This is a genomic window from Cryobacterium adonitolivorans, from assembly GCF_004402695.1.
Taxonomy (GTDB): domain Bacteria; phylum Actinomycetota; class Actinomycetes; order Actinomycetales; family Microbacteriaceae; genus Cryobacterium; species Cryobacterium adonitolivorans.
Window position 1 is genome coordinate 113,629 of sequence record NZ_SOFL01000002.1, and the last position, 12,790, is coordinate 126,418.

Annotated in this window: 14 protein-coding genes and 1 pseudogene; 10 read left to right on the top strand and 5 right to left on the bottom strand. The window is 65.2% G+C overall.

The window, feature by feature from the left end:
* Positions 1-101: 101 nt before the first annotated feature.
* Entirely contained in the window at positions 102-2,159 is a 2,058-nt protein-coding gene (locus tag E3O42_RS00770; protein ID WP_134452033.1) for a PhoX family protein, read from the top strand.
* Between the two features lie 349 nt (positions 2,160-2,508).
* Positions 2,509-2,883 (top strand): annotated as a pseudogene (locus tag E3O42_RS00775) (dihydrofolate reductase family protein); the annotation flags it as partial.
* Between the two features lie 51 nt (positions 2,884-2,934).
* Here the strand turns inward: E3O42_RS00775 and E3O42_RS00780 are convergent.
* Positions 2,935-3,618: a TetR/AcrR family transcriptional regulator C-terminal domain-containing protein gene (locus tag E3O42_RS00780; protein ID WP_134452034.1), complete on the bottom strand. Its 684-nt coding sequence runs from the start codon at positions 3,616-3,618 to the stop codon at positions 2,935-2,937.
* A gap of 83 nt (positions 3,619-3,701) precedes the next feature.
* On the opposite strand from E3O42_RS00780, the gene E3O42_RS00785 reads away from it, so the two are divergent.
* From E3O42_RS00785 to E3O42_RS00795, 3 genes are all read left to right on the top strand, one after another.
* Positions 3,702-4,400, top strand: coding sequence for a DUF4386 domain-containing protein (locus E3O42_RS00785; protein ID WP_134452035.1), 699 nt, complete (start codon positions 3,702-3,704; stop codon positions 4,398-4,400).
* Positions 4,401-4,487: 87 nt separating this feature from the next.
* Positions 4,488-4,919, top strand: coding sequence for an SRPBCC family protein (locus tag E3O42_RS00790; RefSeq protein WP_134452036.1), 432 nt, complete (start codon positions 4,488-4,490; stop codon positions 4,917-4,919).
* A 162-nt stretch (positions 4,920-5,081) separates the two neighbouring features.
* Positions 5,082-5,273: a hypothetical protein gene (locus tag E3O42_RS00795; RefSeq protein ID WP_134452037.1), complete on the top strand. Its 192-nt coding sequence runs from the start codon at positions 5,082-5,084 to the stop codon at positions 5,271-5,273.
* A gap of 70 nt (positions 5,274-5,343) precedes the next feature.
* On the opposite strand, the gene E3O42_RS00800 is transcribed toward E3O42_RS00795, so the two are convergent.
* Positions 5,344-6,237: a DUF808 domain-containing protein gene (locus E3O42_RS00800; RefSeq protein WP_134452038.1), complete on the bottom strand. Its 894-nt coding sequence runs from the start codon at positions 6,235-6,237 to the stop codon at positions 5,344-5,346.
* Positions 6,238-6,362: 125 nt separating this feature from the next.
* Between E3O42_RS00800 and E3O42_RS00805 the strand changes: the two genes are divergently transcribed.
* Positions 6,363-7,196 (top strand): MSMEG_6728 family protein, encoded by an 834-nt coding sequence (locus E3O42_RS00805; RefSeq protein ID WP_134452039.1) that lies wholly within the window; start codon positions 6,363-6,365, stop codon positions 7,194-7,196.
* 30 nt (positions 7,197-7,226) lie between these two features.
* A complete protein-coding gene (locus tag E3O42_RS00810) occupies positions 7,227-7,580 on the top strand; it encodes a VOC family protein (RefSeq protein WP_134452040.1) in 354 nt (117 codons plus the stop codon).
* A gap of 2 nt (positions 7,581-7,582) precedes the next feature.
* On the opposite strand, the gene E3O42_RS00815 is transcribed toward E3O42_RS00810, so the two are convergent.
* Both E3O42_RS00815 and E3O42_RS00820 read right to left on the bottom strand, forming a co-directional pair.
* Positions 7,583-8,491 (bottom strand): methyltransferase family protein, encoded by a 909-nt coding sequence (locus tag E3O42_RS00815; RefSeq protein ID WP_134452041.1) that lies wholly within the window; start codon positions 8,489-8,491, stop codon positions 7,583-7,585.
* Between the two features lie 50 nt (positions 8,492-8,541).
* Positions 8,542-9,165 (bottom strand): LysE family transporter, encoded by a 624-nt coding sequence (locus E3O42_RS00820; protein WP_134452042.1) that lies wholly within the window; start codon positions 9,163-9,165, stop codon positions 8,542-8,544.
* 133 nt (positions 9,166-9,298) lie between these two features.
* Between E3O42_RS00820 and E3O42_RS00825 the strand changes: the two genes are divergently transcribed.
* The 3 genes from E3O42_RS00825 to E3O42_RS17845 all read left to right on the top strand — a co-directional run bounded on the left by E3O42_RS00825 (position 9,299) and on the right by E3O42_RS17845 (position 11,946).
* Entirely contained in the window at positions 9,299-9,841 is a 543-nt protein-coding gene (locus E3O42_RS00825; protein ID WP_134452043.1) for a PadR family transcriptional regulator, read from the top strand.
* 27 nt (positions 9,842-9,868) lie between these two features.
* Entirely contained in the window at positions 9,869-11,557 is a 1,689-nt protein-coding gene (locus E3O42_RS00830) for an ABC1 kinase family protein (RefSeq protein ID WP_134452044.1), read from the top strand.
* A gap of 236 nt (positions 11,558-11,793) precedes the next feature.
* Entirely contained in the window at positions 11,794-11,946 is a 153-nt protein-coding gene (locus E3O42_RS17845) for a hypothetical protein (RefSeq protein ID WP_166787849.1), read from the top strand.
* Between the two features lie 36 nt (positions 11,947-11,982).
* Here E3O42_RS17845 and E3O42_RS00835 read toward each other — a convergent pair whose 3' ends face one another.
* Positions 11,983-12,669, bottom strand: coding sequence for a DNA alkylation repair protein (locus E3O42_RS00835; RefSeq protein WP_134452045.1), 687 nt, complete (start codon positions 12,667-12,669; stop codon positions 11,983-11,985).
* Positions 12,670-12,790 lie beyond the last annotated feature (121 nt).

The following is a 12,790-nucleotide window of genomic DNA, read 5'->3' on the forward strand; positions in this document are numbered from 1 at the left end:
GAATAGGAGACCGTCGGTGTTCACCCGAGTGAAACCGGACGGCCACCGGCATCCTGTTGCGTTGACCCTGTCTAAATCGGCCGTTGGAGGAGAACAGAACCATGTCGCAGCAGGAAACACGGATGCCTCTTCCGATGGCGGGCCACACCAAGGGCAAGCGCAGTCCGGTGACATGCCAGCTCAAATGCGGCAACGCCTGCGCAATGGGGGTGTGCAACCAGACCGACAACGAGTACTTGAGGGACATCGTCGGCGTCGCACTCTCCCGTCGCTCTGTGCTGCTCGGCGCAGGCGCGGGCGCACTGGCGCTCACCTTCGCCGCATTCGACTCGCCGTTCGGCGGCACCCCGACAGCCCACGCCGCAATGCGTGGACTGGCATTCACCGCCATCCCTCCCGTTGCCGCGACGGTGGACGACTTTGTGGTGCCGTCAGGTTTCCAGTGGGCGCCGATCATCCGCTGGGGAGACCCGATCCTGGCCGGCGCGCCCGAGTTCGACATCAACAACCAGACCCCCGAGGCGCAGTCGCTGCAGTTCGGCTACAACAACGATTACCTCGACATCATCGAGTTGCAGGGCGGCGGCGGTCGCCACGGCCTGCTCGTCACGAACCACGAATACACGAACCCCGGGATCATGTTCCCGCCGGCCGCGAACGAGGCCGAGCGGCTGCAGCAGTTGCGCATCACGATGGCTGCCCACGGCCTGGCCGTCGTCGAGCTTGCGCGCGACAAGAGGGGCCGCCCGTGGTCGTACCTGCGCTCCTCCGACTACAACCGTCGTATCACGGCATCCACCCCGTTCCGTCTGACCGGACCAGCCGCTGGCCAGGACATGATGAAGACGCAGGATGACCCGGAGGGCACGAGCGTGCTCGGAACCTTCGGCAACTGCGCCGGCGGAACGACCCCGTGGGGAACCATTCTGTCGGGCGAAGAGAACTTCAACAACTACTTTCGTTCCTCGGGAGCCACGGCCGGGCAGAAGCGGTACGGTCTGTCGTCTTCGCCCTCCACCTATGGCTGGGAAGCCATCGAGCCGCGATTCGACGCCGTGGCGAACCCCGGCTACGTGAACGAGCCAAACCGGTTCGGCTACATCGTTGAGATCGACCCACTCGACCCCAGCGCCACCCCAGTGAAACACACCGCCATGGGTCGGATGAAGCACGAGGGTGCCAACGTCACCGTCGCCGGCGACGGCCGCGTCGTGGCATACATGGGCGACGACGAGCGCTTCGACTACCTCTACAAATTCGTCTCTCACAAGACTTTCCGCACGGGAAACAGCGTCAAGGCGCGCGCGCACAATAAGACGATCCTCGAGTCCGGCGACCTCTACGTAGCCCGCTTCAGCGGCAACTCGCCCGCGGCTGAGATCACCGGCACCGGCGCCCTGCCGACCGACGGTGCCTTCGACGGCAGTGGCCAGTGGATCCCGCTTACGCTGAACGGGGCAAGCGCCGTGCCTGGTTTCACCGTCGAGGAAGTGCTCGTGCACACCCGCCTCGCCGCCGACGCTGTCGGTGCCACCAAGATGGACCGACCGGAAGACGTTCAACCGCACCCCACCACAGGCAAGGTGTACGTCGCCTGCACCAACAACACGCAGCGCGGCACGTTTGGCAAGGCCGGCGTCGACGAGGTCAATCCGAGGACGGTCAACCGCGACGGTCACGTGATCGAGATTACCGAGGCGCAGAACGACGCCACTGCGACGAGCTTCGGATGGCTCATCCTGCTGGTCTGCGGCGACCCCGCCGTGTCCGGCTCGGCGTACTTCGCCGGCTTTCCGGTCGACCAGGTCTCGCCGATCTCCTGCCCCGACAATCTGGCCTTCGATAAGGCCGGCAACCTGTGGATCTCCACCGACGGCCAGCCTGGCACCATCGGCTACAACGACGGTCTGTTCCGGGTCGGCCTCGACGGCGCAAACCGTGGCCGCGTCGACCAGTTCCTCGCCGTGCCGCGCGAGGCGGAGACCTGCGGCCCCGTCATCCGGGATGACGAGGGCATGGTCTATGTAGCCGTACAGCACCCGGGCGAGGACGGCAGCTTCGCCAGTCCGCACTCCTATTTCCCTGACTACACAACAATGAGCGGCGGCGCGCTGGTCGCCGCCCCGCGTCCGTCGGTCGTGCAGGTCTGGCAGGTCTGACACTGCCTACCTGCTGCGGCGTGCAAGCTCGCCCAACGGGACGCCCGAATAGAGGTTCTCCACTTGACGGTCTGGCGCGCTCAGACGCCGTGATCGTACCCGCTGCCTAGTGACGTCGCCGGCACGGTCTCCACCGAGGTCATGATCAACGCTGCGAACGGTGTGTATTCGCTCTACGTGTTCACGCTGCCGTTCGGCCCGATCTGGGCGCTTCACACGTTCTAAATCGTGTCCTGTGCTGTCATGCTCGTGCTCTGGCTGCGCCAGCGGCATCCTGCGCAGCGCGAGGTACCGAAGCAGCAGTAAGAGGGGGCGCGTTGACCGAGAGCTATCCGGCTACAGTTACACGATGATTCTCGGCGCGAATACCTACGCCCAGTCCAAGGACTACTGGCCGTACGCCGCCGATCAGGGCGAGTACGGCGAGAAGCTCAACAACCTCACCAAGTTCATTGCCTCGTCGAAGCTGGATGACGCGCCCTGGGGCGACTTTTCACCAGCGACCGTGACGCGCGACGCGGCCGCCACCATCCGGGAGCTCAAGGAGCAGGGTGGCAAGGACATCTGGCTATGGGGGAGTCTGCAACTCATGCACTCCCTGCTGGACGCCGACGTCGTTGACGAAGTCCAGATGCGGGTCTGCCCGGCGTCACGCGGCAAGGGAACGCGTATTTTCGAGGATCGGCACGACCTGAAGCTGATCGAGGCCACCCCATTCGAAAATGGCGTGGTACTTCTGCGCTATGACATCAAGAAAGAGGGCGGAGCGGGCTGGTTACCGTGCGGCCGAGGTCAGCCAGCGCTCCAGCCCGTCGAGGATGAGATCGAGGCCGAGCGGGAATTCGTCGCCGTAGTTGTAACCCGGCTTCAGAACGTGGTCCGCGGTCAGCTCGGCGAGATAGGGGTATTCGTTGGCGGGGAGTTGGGCGAGCATTATCTGCGCCATCGCGGCTGTCTCTTCCTCGGTCGTGAAGGGCAGGCTTTTCTCCTGCATCGCGAACCCGTAGATGTAGCTGTCCAAGGCAGAGAAGGCATGAGCGGCCATGGCCACGGAGAATCCGGCGTTCCGAAAGGTGCCGATGACGCGGTCGTGATGCCGCAGCGTGGCGGGCCCTGGGTTCGTCCCGGAGTCCGTCAGCCCCGTAGCCCAGGGGTGGCGTGACAGGGCAGCGCGGAAAGAGATCGATCGCTTGCGCATCGATGTTTTCCAGCCCTCGCTGTGCGACGGCAGGTCGATCTCGCTGAACACCGCATCGACCATGGCGTTGAGTAGGTCTTCCTTGTTGGCCACATGGTTGTACAGCGACATCGCTTCGACCCCGAGCTCGTCCCCGAGCCGGCGCATGGTCAATGACTCGATGCCGCCCTTGTCCGCGAGCGTGATGGCCGTGCTCAACACCTCTTCGCGGCTCAGCCGTCCCCGGGGCGTCCTGTCCGCCTTGCCTGCCGGCTTCGCCATGCGTGCCCCTCACTGTTCGTTGACAACCTTACTACGTAACCGTATGGTACTTACATCATAAGCTTACGACGTAAGGAGATCTCATGAGTGTGGCAAGCATCAACTCCCCGAAGGCTGTCGTTCCACGGCGAGGGCTGGGCTTCACCACCTGGTCGCCGCGTTCAGCGGCACTGGTCGCCGGAGCCGGCCTCGCCGTCATGGCGGTGCTCGGCGGCTTCGCCAACTTCGGTGCGATGGCCCTGATCGCTCCGGGGGACCCCACGCAGACCGCCCAGAACCTCTCCGCCGCCCCATTCCTTTTCTGGTCGGGTGTCGCGAGCTTCATCATTGTGGCTCTGCTCGACATCCTCGTGGCGGGCGCCCTGTACACCTTGTTCAGGCCAGTGAACCGTCGGCTGTCGGCGGCGGCCGGCTGGTTGAGAACCGTCTACGCGCTGCTGCTTCTGGCGGCCGTCAGTCAGCTGGTGGTCGGGTTCTCGCTACTCGACGATCCCGAGGCCGCCTTGCCCGTGCTGGAGTCCTTTAACACCATCTGGGTTATCAGCCTGGGCCTGTTCGGCGCCTCGCTTCTCCTGGTCGGTTACCTGGCGTTCCGTTCCGGTTTCATGGCGAAGTTTTTCGGTATCCTGCTCGCCGTCGCAGGCGTGGGCTATCTGGCGGATGCCATCGGCGTGGCCCTCATCCCCGACTTCACCGCCGTTTTCGCCAAGTTCCTTTTCGTGGGCGAAGTCGTCCTCATCTTTTGGCTGTTTATCAAGGGTCGCCGCCTTCCGTCGAGCTGACCGATAAATCAGAGAGACGCATCCGCGCCACCCTCATAGCGCCTGCCCCTCGGGCTGATTACGATCGACCTGACGGAGGAGAAGAAAATGGCCGGATTCACGATGAGTGAATGGATCTCTCGACCACCACACGACGTACTCGACTTTGTCACCACGCCCGACAACGCGCCCAAGATTGTTCCCTCTGTCAAGAACATGGTCAAGATTACGGGCGGACCCATTCAAGTCGGAACGCTCTATCGTGAGACCCGCGTGATGAGGGGCAAGGAAGAACAGGCCGAGCTCGAGGTCGTTGCCTATGAGCCGAGTCAGAAGTATGCCGTGAAGAATCTGACCGAGGGAATCGAAACCGTCTATCAGTACGCGTTTCACCCTGAGGCGACTGGCACACGCGTGGACCTGGTCTGTGATATCACGGCGAGTGGAGCAAAAAAGTTGATGGTCCCCATGGTCGCTGCCGTGTTGAAGAAGGAAGACGGTGACCACCTGCAGCGGTTGAAAATGGCGCTTGAGACGTGAACGGTTTCGCCCTTGACGAAAGGGGAGGCAACATGATCGACGACCACGGCGTGCACAAACGGGACAGGTGGCTCGGTCCCGAACGGATGACCGGCCTCGCCGACAACCTCGCAACCCATCCTCCTCTTAGGACAGACCACCCTGCTTCGCCGGGCGGAAGACGTGCCCGCGTGGCGCTCGACGGTGGCTCCGGTCTCCGCCGTACTCGTCGCCGCCTACGGAGTCATCGACGCCAGCTGGGACGCCGCCTTCAATTGCGGGGACGAGCTGGATGCGAGCGTCGCCTTCTTCGCCTTCGACCTCGGCAGGGCTACGGCTGGACGATTCCGTACTTCATCTTCTGGGCCTGGGTGATCGCCCTGTCCAGCCGGCTTATCGCGCGCCATAGTTTGGTGTCACGAGCAAGCTGACCGCGAACGGCGCGTCAGTGCGAGACGCTCTCCGTCTGGTTGCGCTTGAGCAGACGAGACACTCCGAGAACAATTCCCACAACGATCATTCCGAGCACGAGCCCGAACACGGCCGACATCGCGGTGTCGGTGACCCAGACGACGACCGGCCCTGCGGCTTCCACCGCGTGCGTCACGACGTGCAGCACGTCGTAGGGGCCGTGCCAGATCGTCTCGGCCAGGTTGGTGATCACCAGGTGACCGCCGACCCACAACATGGCGACCGTGCCGATGACACTGATCACCTTGAACACGGTGGGCATGGCGGCCACGATACGGGCGCCGGTGCGCCGCACGCGGCGTGCGGTGTTCTTCATCATCGACAGCCCAATGTCGTCGATCTTCACCAGCAGGGCGACGGCGCCGTAGACGAGCGCCGTCATGCCGAGGCCGATGACCACCAGAGCGCCGAGCGTCATCCAGATCCCAAAATCGGGATCGAGACTCGCGAGCGCGATGAGCATGATTTCGGTGCTGAGGATGAGGTCGGTGCGGATGGCGCCGAAGACGAGCTTCTTCTCATCCCGCGACTCGGTTTCGCCCGCGGCGTGATGAACGCCGAACCACTCAGTGACCTTCTCTGCACCCTCGAAGCAGAGATAGGTGCCGCCGATGATCAAGAGAAACGGCAACACCCAGGGCGCGAAGGCGGACAGCAGCAGTGCGAGCGGAATGATGATGACGAACTTGTTGAACAGGCTACCCAGTGCGATCCGCCAGACCACGTGCAGCTCCCGCGCCGGGGAAAGCCCCTGAACGTACTGCGGGGTGACGGCCGCGTCGTCGATAACGACGCCTGCGGTTTTAGCGCTCGCCTTGAGGGCGGCGGTAAGAATGTCATCGACTACGGCGAGCAAGCCGACCGACATCTGGTTCTCCTTGGATCGGGGCGTCGTCCTCGTTCGGGGCGACGTCAAGGTGACCAGAGTACAGTGCGGCCGGAGCGGGAGCATCTGCGCCTCACGGACGTTTCGCAGCGGGTAAGACTGTAGGGGTGCAGACGTTTCTTCCCTTTTCCGACTTTGCCGAGAGCGCGCAGGTCCTGGATTCCGCGCGGTTGGGCAAACAACGGGTCGAGGCGCTTCAGGTGCTTCGTGCGATCGTGCTGCCGGCCTACGGCTGGCAGAGCCATCCCGCCATGCAGATGTGGCGGGGGTACGTACCCGAACTCACCCGCTACGCGCTGGCGATGGTGGACGAGTGGACCGGCCGGGGCAATGCTGACAGCACCCGCCCGCTCATCACGGAGTTCGCGCCGGACGCGGCGAAAGATGAAGCGACGTTTCCCGTGCCCTCCTGGCTCGGCAATGAGGCCTTGCACCTGAGCCATCGTTCGAACCTGGTGCGGAAGGCACCGGAGTTCTATGCACCACTGTTCCCCGGGGCGCCGGACGACCTTCCCTACGTCTGGCCGGGCACTGACCCGGGCGTTTCCGGGCACGCTGCGGGCGCTGTGAGCGGGACCGCGGGGGAGTCCCTTTCGCCGGTGTGGATACTGCGGCCACGCAGTTCCAGCGAGTACGAGGAGTGGATGACCGGGGGAATCGTCTCTCTGCGGGGGCTGTCCCCGCTCGGCAAGCGCACCGCGAAATGGAAGACGCAGCTGGAAGCCTTCGCGGCGCTCGAACCCGGCACGCCCATTGCCGTGCTCGCCGTCGACGGCGAGAGGCTCATTCGCGGCACCGTCTCCGGTTCCGTTGTGACCACGGCGGATGAGGACGGCGAGCCGGTGCTACGACTACCGGTCGAGTTTCGGGGCGAGCTTGCGCGGCGTTCCTTTCCGTATCCGGCGCTGCTGCAAGACCCGCGCACGGTGTTCTCCGTCTGACCAACGGCCAGGTCAGGTACTGTGTGGGACATGTCACTGATGTGGGAAGAAGTCGTCATCGACAGTCGCGACCCGAGGGTGCTCGGGCTGTGGTGGCGAGATGCCTTGGACTGGGTCGTGGTCGGCGAAAGCGACGACGAGTTGGAGATTGCGCCCGCGGAGGGTGCCCATCCGACACTGCTGTTCGGTTCGGTGCCCGAAGAGAAGAGGGTGAAGAACCGCCTCCATCTCGACTTCGTGCCCGACGACCAGGCTGTCGAGGTTGAGCGTCTGATCGCAATGGGCGCCAGCCGTGCCGATGTCGGTCAGGTTGACGTTCCCTGGGTGGTCCTCGCGGATCCCGAGGGCAACGAGTTCTGCGTTCTCTCGGCCCGCCCCTCGTAAACTCACGGACTGGACGGCGCCACCGGCACTCGGGGCAGCCAGCAACGCACCGCATCGCGATACCGTCGGAATTCGGCGCCGAAGCGTCGTTCGAGGTCGGCCTCTTCGTGCGGTCGGATGGCGTAGTTCCAGAGCATCGAGCCGGCGATCGCATAGACGATGACCAGCCAGGACGAGAGGATGAGGCCGACCGCGACGCCCTGCACGATGCCGGATACCGCCATCGGGTTGCGCACCCAGCGGTACGGTCCGGCGATGACCAGGCTGTTGGGCATCGCCGAGGGCAACGGTGTGCCATTTCCCAGCGTCGACATCACCACGGCCGACCAGATGCCCAGGGCACTGGCGGCCACGAGCACGGCAACGCCAACGGGGCCGGCGAAGGCCGGGAGCGGGATCGCGATTGCCCACCGCTGCTCGAGGAGCGCGGCGATGAGCGGGATCACGACGAGGAACAGACCCCAGAAAACGGCTATCTGCATAAAGGTCGCCACCACGTGGGTTGCCGCGGCGGGTCGAACGGCCGCGGGCCGAAAGGCGAACGGACCGCGAATCATCCAGTCTGTGGGAATGCGCCCGACCACCACGAGGCACAGCGCTAACGCGGATCCGGCGGTGGCCGCAGCCATGATGACCACGCCCCAGCCCGCTTCGCCTGTGACCGTGGCGTAGCCCGCCAGGGCGATGGTGACGACGACCGTCCAGCAGGTACTCACGACCGCGGCGGCCCGCACGCCCAGCGCCGCCAGTGCCGAGGCCCCGACAAAGAGTGGGATGTCGAAGGCGGCGACAACGATCGGGTTGAGGCCGCCGAGGGTCACGTCGCGCACGAACGGAAACGTGAACACAGCGATCCACCACGCGGCACCCGCAATCGCCTGCACGGCGAAATATGTTCGACCCCATCGCATGTGCTCACCCTAATGGTGGGTCGGAATCATCTGCCGCCCGCGCTGAGGTCTCAGTGGATGACCGCGAGCAGCACGCCGACGGCCACGAAGAGCACGCCGAAGACGCGGTTCAACACCTGCTGACCCCGAGCGTCGCGGGTGAATCGCTGGAATGAGCGCGCCGTCACGGCGAAGAAAAACCACATCACCAGAATGTCGATCACGACGACAGTGGCGGCGACGATCAAATACTGGGCGGGCAAGGGCCGGTCGACCCGGATGAACTGCGGCAGGAACGCCAGAAAGAACACAATTGCCTTGGGGTTCAGCATGTTCACCCACAGCCCGCGCTGGAACATCGACCAGCGAGGCTCATCGCTCAGGGCCCTGGCACGCTCGGCATCGAGTTCCGGCTTGGCAAGAAACTGCCTGATGCCCAGATACACGAGGTAGGCGGCACCCGCGTAGCGAATGATGTTGAATGCGATCGGCGAACTGGCCACGAGCAGACCGACACCGAGCGCCACGATGACGATGTGGATGAGCAGCGCGGCCTGCTGGCCGAGGATTCCCCAGATCGAGCGTCGAAAGCCGGCGTTGAGGGCGTTGCTCATGGTGTTTATGGCCCCTGCGCCAGGCGTGAAGCTGATCAAGGTGCCCGCGCCGACAAGGGCCACCCACAGAGAGAACTGCATCAGACCATCCTAGTTTTCCGCGCTGTTTGCGCGAGTTCGCTGAGAGTCGAGTCTCGGACCCCGTGATCTCTTTCGATTGGCCGCGCCGGACTATATCGTTGAGTATCGTTAGCGATTCACTGAGGAGGTCATCATGGGTAGTTCATTCCCGGCCGGCGGGTTCGGCGGCGGTCATGCCGAGGGCATGTGGCAAGCGATGGACCAGTTGCGTTCACGCTTCGAAAAGCGCGCAGGCACCCGCATGGGGCGCGGAGACGTGCGAGCGGCGGTGCTCGCCCTGCTCGCGGAGCAGCCGATGCACGGCTACCAGATCATCCACGAGATCGAAGAGCGCAGCGGCGGCACCTGGAAGCCCAGCGCCGGCTCGGTCTACCCGACGCTGCAGCTGTTGGCCGACGAGGGGCTCATCAGCGCCGAAGAGTCGAACGGCCGCAAGACCTATTCACTGACCGACGCGGGCCGCACCGAGGCCGCCAGTTCCGGGGAGTCGGCGCCATGGTCGCCTGAAAGCACGGCGGACGACCCCGGATTCACGGCTCTGCCCAAGGCCGGATTCGAGCTCGCGCAGGCAGCCACCCAGGTCGGCCGCACCGGCACCCCGGAGCAGATCCAGCAGGCCGTAGCGGCTATCGACGAGGCACGTCGCCGGATTTACTCGATCCTCGCCCAGGACTAGAGGGTGACGCCGGGTCGCCGGAGCCGAATGCGCGTGAACCCCGGCGCTGGGGACACCCGTGCGCGGTACCGCCGGATCCTGCGATTCGCCGGCTGGAACCTCGCCGTCACGTGGTTTTACGAGCTGCTCCTGCCGCGCATCGGGCTCACGAGGGTCGCGGAGCGCACCCGCGCGAAGCGGATGCGCCGTTTCGCGCAGCGCTTCCACGTGCTCGCCGTGGAGCTGGGCGGGCTGATGATCAAGGTCGGCCAGTTCCTGTCGTCGCGCCTCGATGTGCTGCCACCCGAGATCACGTCCGAACTCGAGGGGCTGCAGGACGAGGTGCCGCCGGTTGCCTTCAGGGCGATCCGGGCGCTCGCCGAGGCCGAGCTGGGAATGCCGCTGGAGCGGGCCTTCGCGTCGGTCGACGAGACGCCGGTTGCGGCGGCATCCCTCGGTCAGGCCCATCGAGCACGGCTCGCCCCGCTCGATGCCGCCGATACCGGGCTGCACGGCGTCGTGATCAAGGTTCAACGGCCCGGCATCGATGCGATCGTCGACGTCGACCTGGCGGCGTTGCGCAGGGTGAGCGGATGGCTCAGCCACGTGCGGCTCGTGTCCGATCGGGTGGATGCGCCGGCGCTGGTCGAGGAGTTCGCGCAGACCTGCCTCGAGGAGATCGACTATCTGCACGAGGCCGCGAGCGCGGTGCGCTTCGCGGAGGACTTCGCCGACGACGAGCGGGTGAGCGTGCCCGAAATCGTCTGGGAGCGCACCACCAGGCGCGTCCTCACCCTCGAAGACGTGACGGCGATCAAGATCACCGATGCGGATGCGCTGGGCGCGGCAGGCATCGATCCCGGGCAGGTGGCCCCGGTCTTTGCCGCCGTGATGTTCGACCAGTTGTTCACCAAGGGCTTCTTCCACGCCGATCCGCACCCGGGCAACATCTTCGTCACCCCGCTCGCCGACGATCCGAGCGGCCGCGGGTGGAGACTGACATTCATCGACTTCGGCATGATGGGTGAGGTTCCGACAAGCACCCGCCGCGGTCTGCGGAAGATGCTGATCGCTGCCGCCTCGCGGGACGGCACGGGCCTCGTGGACGCGGCGCGCGATGTGGGAGTGCTGCTTCCCTCCTCTGACACGAGCGAGCTGGAGAGGGCGATGACGCAGCTCTTCGCCCGATTCGGCGGCATGGGCTTCGCCGAGTTGCGCGAGGTGGACCCCCGGGAGTTCCGCGACTTCGCTGAGCAGTTCGGCGATGTGGTGCGCTCACTGCCGTTCCAGCTGCCGGAGAACTTCCTGCTCATCATCCGGGCGATGTCGCTCACCTCCGGGGTCTGCAGCTCGTTGGATCCCGCATTCAATCTCTGGGACTCCATCGAGCCCTACGCGTCGCAACTCCTGCGCGACGAGCGCGGCAACGTGGCGCAGGACCTCGGGAAGCAAGCACTTGAGAACGCCGGCATCGCCTGGGGGCTGCCGAAGCGGCTGGACGGGCTTGTCAGTCGCCTCGAAGACGGCACTGTGGCGGTCGCGAACCCGGGCCTCGAGCGGCGGGTCGCCCGGTTGGAGCGCACCGCAGGAAGAGTCGTGTCGGCGGTCCTGTTCGGTGCCATGCTCATTGCCGGCGCGGTTCTCCGCGCGGACGATGCTGTGCTCGGCGCGGTACTGATGATCGGGTCGGTCATCCCGCTGTTGCACGCGTTGTTTGCAGGGCGGAGCGGCCGATGACTCCTTTCGTGTCCCGCCTGCGACGCTGAGCGCCCGGAATCCAGTCCCACGGCTCAGCTGTGGTGGTAGCTTCCAGGTGACGGCAGGTGCCGTGCGTGCAGAGCAGCTGCGTTCGCGCCACGCCAGCAGTGCATGGAATCGAGTTCATCGTGACCACCGCCCCCTGAGGTAAGGACCGCCCGCCCCGCCCCGATCTCGGCTGAAGTGCTCCCGACGGGCCCGCAAAGCAGGAGGCCATGGCCGCCCTGTCGACGAACAGCGCACACCGCGTCGTCGACGGTGCGATCCACCCGTCCCTGATCTCGGACGAAGACGATGCCGCCGTGACGACTCAGGCCATCCTCGACGTGGTCACGGCGGTCCGAATTGCTGCACCGCTGGTGGGGTGACCCCGCTGCACCCGACCGGGCCTCACCGACGCGAGGTCACTTCGGCTGCTGGCGGCTCACCATCTCGGTGATCCAGATGGGCGCGAACGGCGACGTGCAGCCCGGGGGAGTCGGGTAGTCCTTGAGCACCTCCAGGCGCTCGCCGATGGCGAGGGCACGAGCGCGATACTCGCGATGCTCGATCCCGATCTGGGCCAGGCAGTGGTTCATCGCCCACTGCAAGCGCTTCGGGGCATCTTTCATCTCGGCCTCGATGATGTCCAGCAGCCCGGGGAGGTCGAGTCCGTCGGGTTTCTTCGCCACGCGGTCGGTGGTCAGCGCCCAACCGGCGCTCGCGACCACCGGGTCCGAGTCGGCGAACCAGGCCACCCGCAGTTCCTCCACGTGCGGACTCTTCTTCACCACGTAGTTCACGAGCCAGTCCTGCACCTTGGGCGTACCCGCCTCGCGCAGCATGGCATCCAATTCATCACTCTCGAACGCCTTCGGGCGGCAGATCAGCAACGCGAGTAGGCGTGCCGCGGTGTCCCCGGTCACCCACAGCTCGCGGGCAAGCTCCTGTTGGGTCTTGAGCCGCTTGGCGACCGCGCGTAACTTCGTGAGATTCACACCGTGGTCGTCACCGTGATTGGCGTTCACCGCGCGGATCTGCGGATCCTCGAGCGCGGCCAGCTCGGCCATCACTTCGGCAACCGTCGTGCCGTCCAGTATCGTCTGGGCCATCGTGGCCTCCCGTCCCTCAGGTATGGGATCCAGCCTACGACGAGGGGCGCAACGGGACACTCGGCGGCGGGCGGGACCAGTCGCGGTCTGCTTGGCGCAACCTCGGACAATGTCGCCTGAA

What these genes read in the sequence shown, in the direction of transcription:
- E3O42_RS00800 (WP_134452038.1), bottom strand. Translation starts at nt 6,237, where the DNA reads ATGTCGGTCGGCTTGCTCGCCGTAGTCGATGACATTCTTACCGCCGCC.
- E3O42_RS00770 (WP_134452033.1), top strand. Translation starts at nt 102, where the DNA reads ATGTCGCAGCAGGAAACACGGATGCCTCTTCCGATGGCGGGCCACACC.
- E3O42_RS00790 (WP_134452036.1), top strand. Translation starts at nt 4,488, where the DNA reads ATGGCCGGATTCACGATGAGTGAATGGATCTCTCGACCACCACACGAC.
- E3O42_RS00815 (WP_134452041.1), bottom strand. Translation starts at nt 8,491, where the DNA reads ATGCGATGGGGTCGAACATATTTCGCCGTGCAGGCGATTGCGGGTGCC.
- E3O42_RS00825 (WP_134452043.1), top strand. Translation starts at nt 9,299, where the DNA reads ATGGGTAGTTCATTCCCGGCCGGCGGGTTCGGCGGCGGTCATGCCGAG.
- E3O42_RS00780 (WP_134452034.1), bottom strand. Translation starts at nt 3,618, where the DNA reads ATGGCGAAGCCGGCAGGCAAGGCGGACAGGACGCCCCGGGGACGGCTG.
- E3O42_RS00830 (WP_134452044.1), top strand. Translation starts at nt 9,869, where the DNA reads ATGCGCGTGAACCCCGGCGCTGGGGACACCCGTGCGCGGTACCGCCGG.
- E3O42_RS00785 (WP_134452035.1), top strand. Translation starts at nt 3,702, where the DNA reads ATGAGTGTGGCAAGCATCAACTCCCCGAAGGCTGTCGTTCCACGGCGA.
- E3O42_RS00810 (WP_134452040.1), top strand. Translation starts at nt 7,227, where the DNA reads ATGTCACTGATGTGGGAAGAAGTCGTCATCGACAGTCGCGACCCGAGG.
- E3O42_RS00835 (WP_134452045.1), bottom strand. Translation starts at nt 12,669, where the DNA reads ATGGCCCAGACGATACTGGACGGCACGACGGTTGCCGAAGTGATGGCC.
- E3O42_RS17845 (WP_166787849.1), top strand. Translation starts at nt 11,794, where the DNA reads ATGGCCGCCCTGTCGACGAACAGCGCACACCGCGTCGTCGACGGTGCG.
- E3O42_RS00820 (WP_134452042.1), bottom strand. Translation starts at nt 9,165, where the DNA reads ATGCAGTTCTCTCTGTGGGTGGCCCTTGTCGGCGCGGGCACCTTGATC.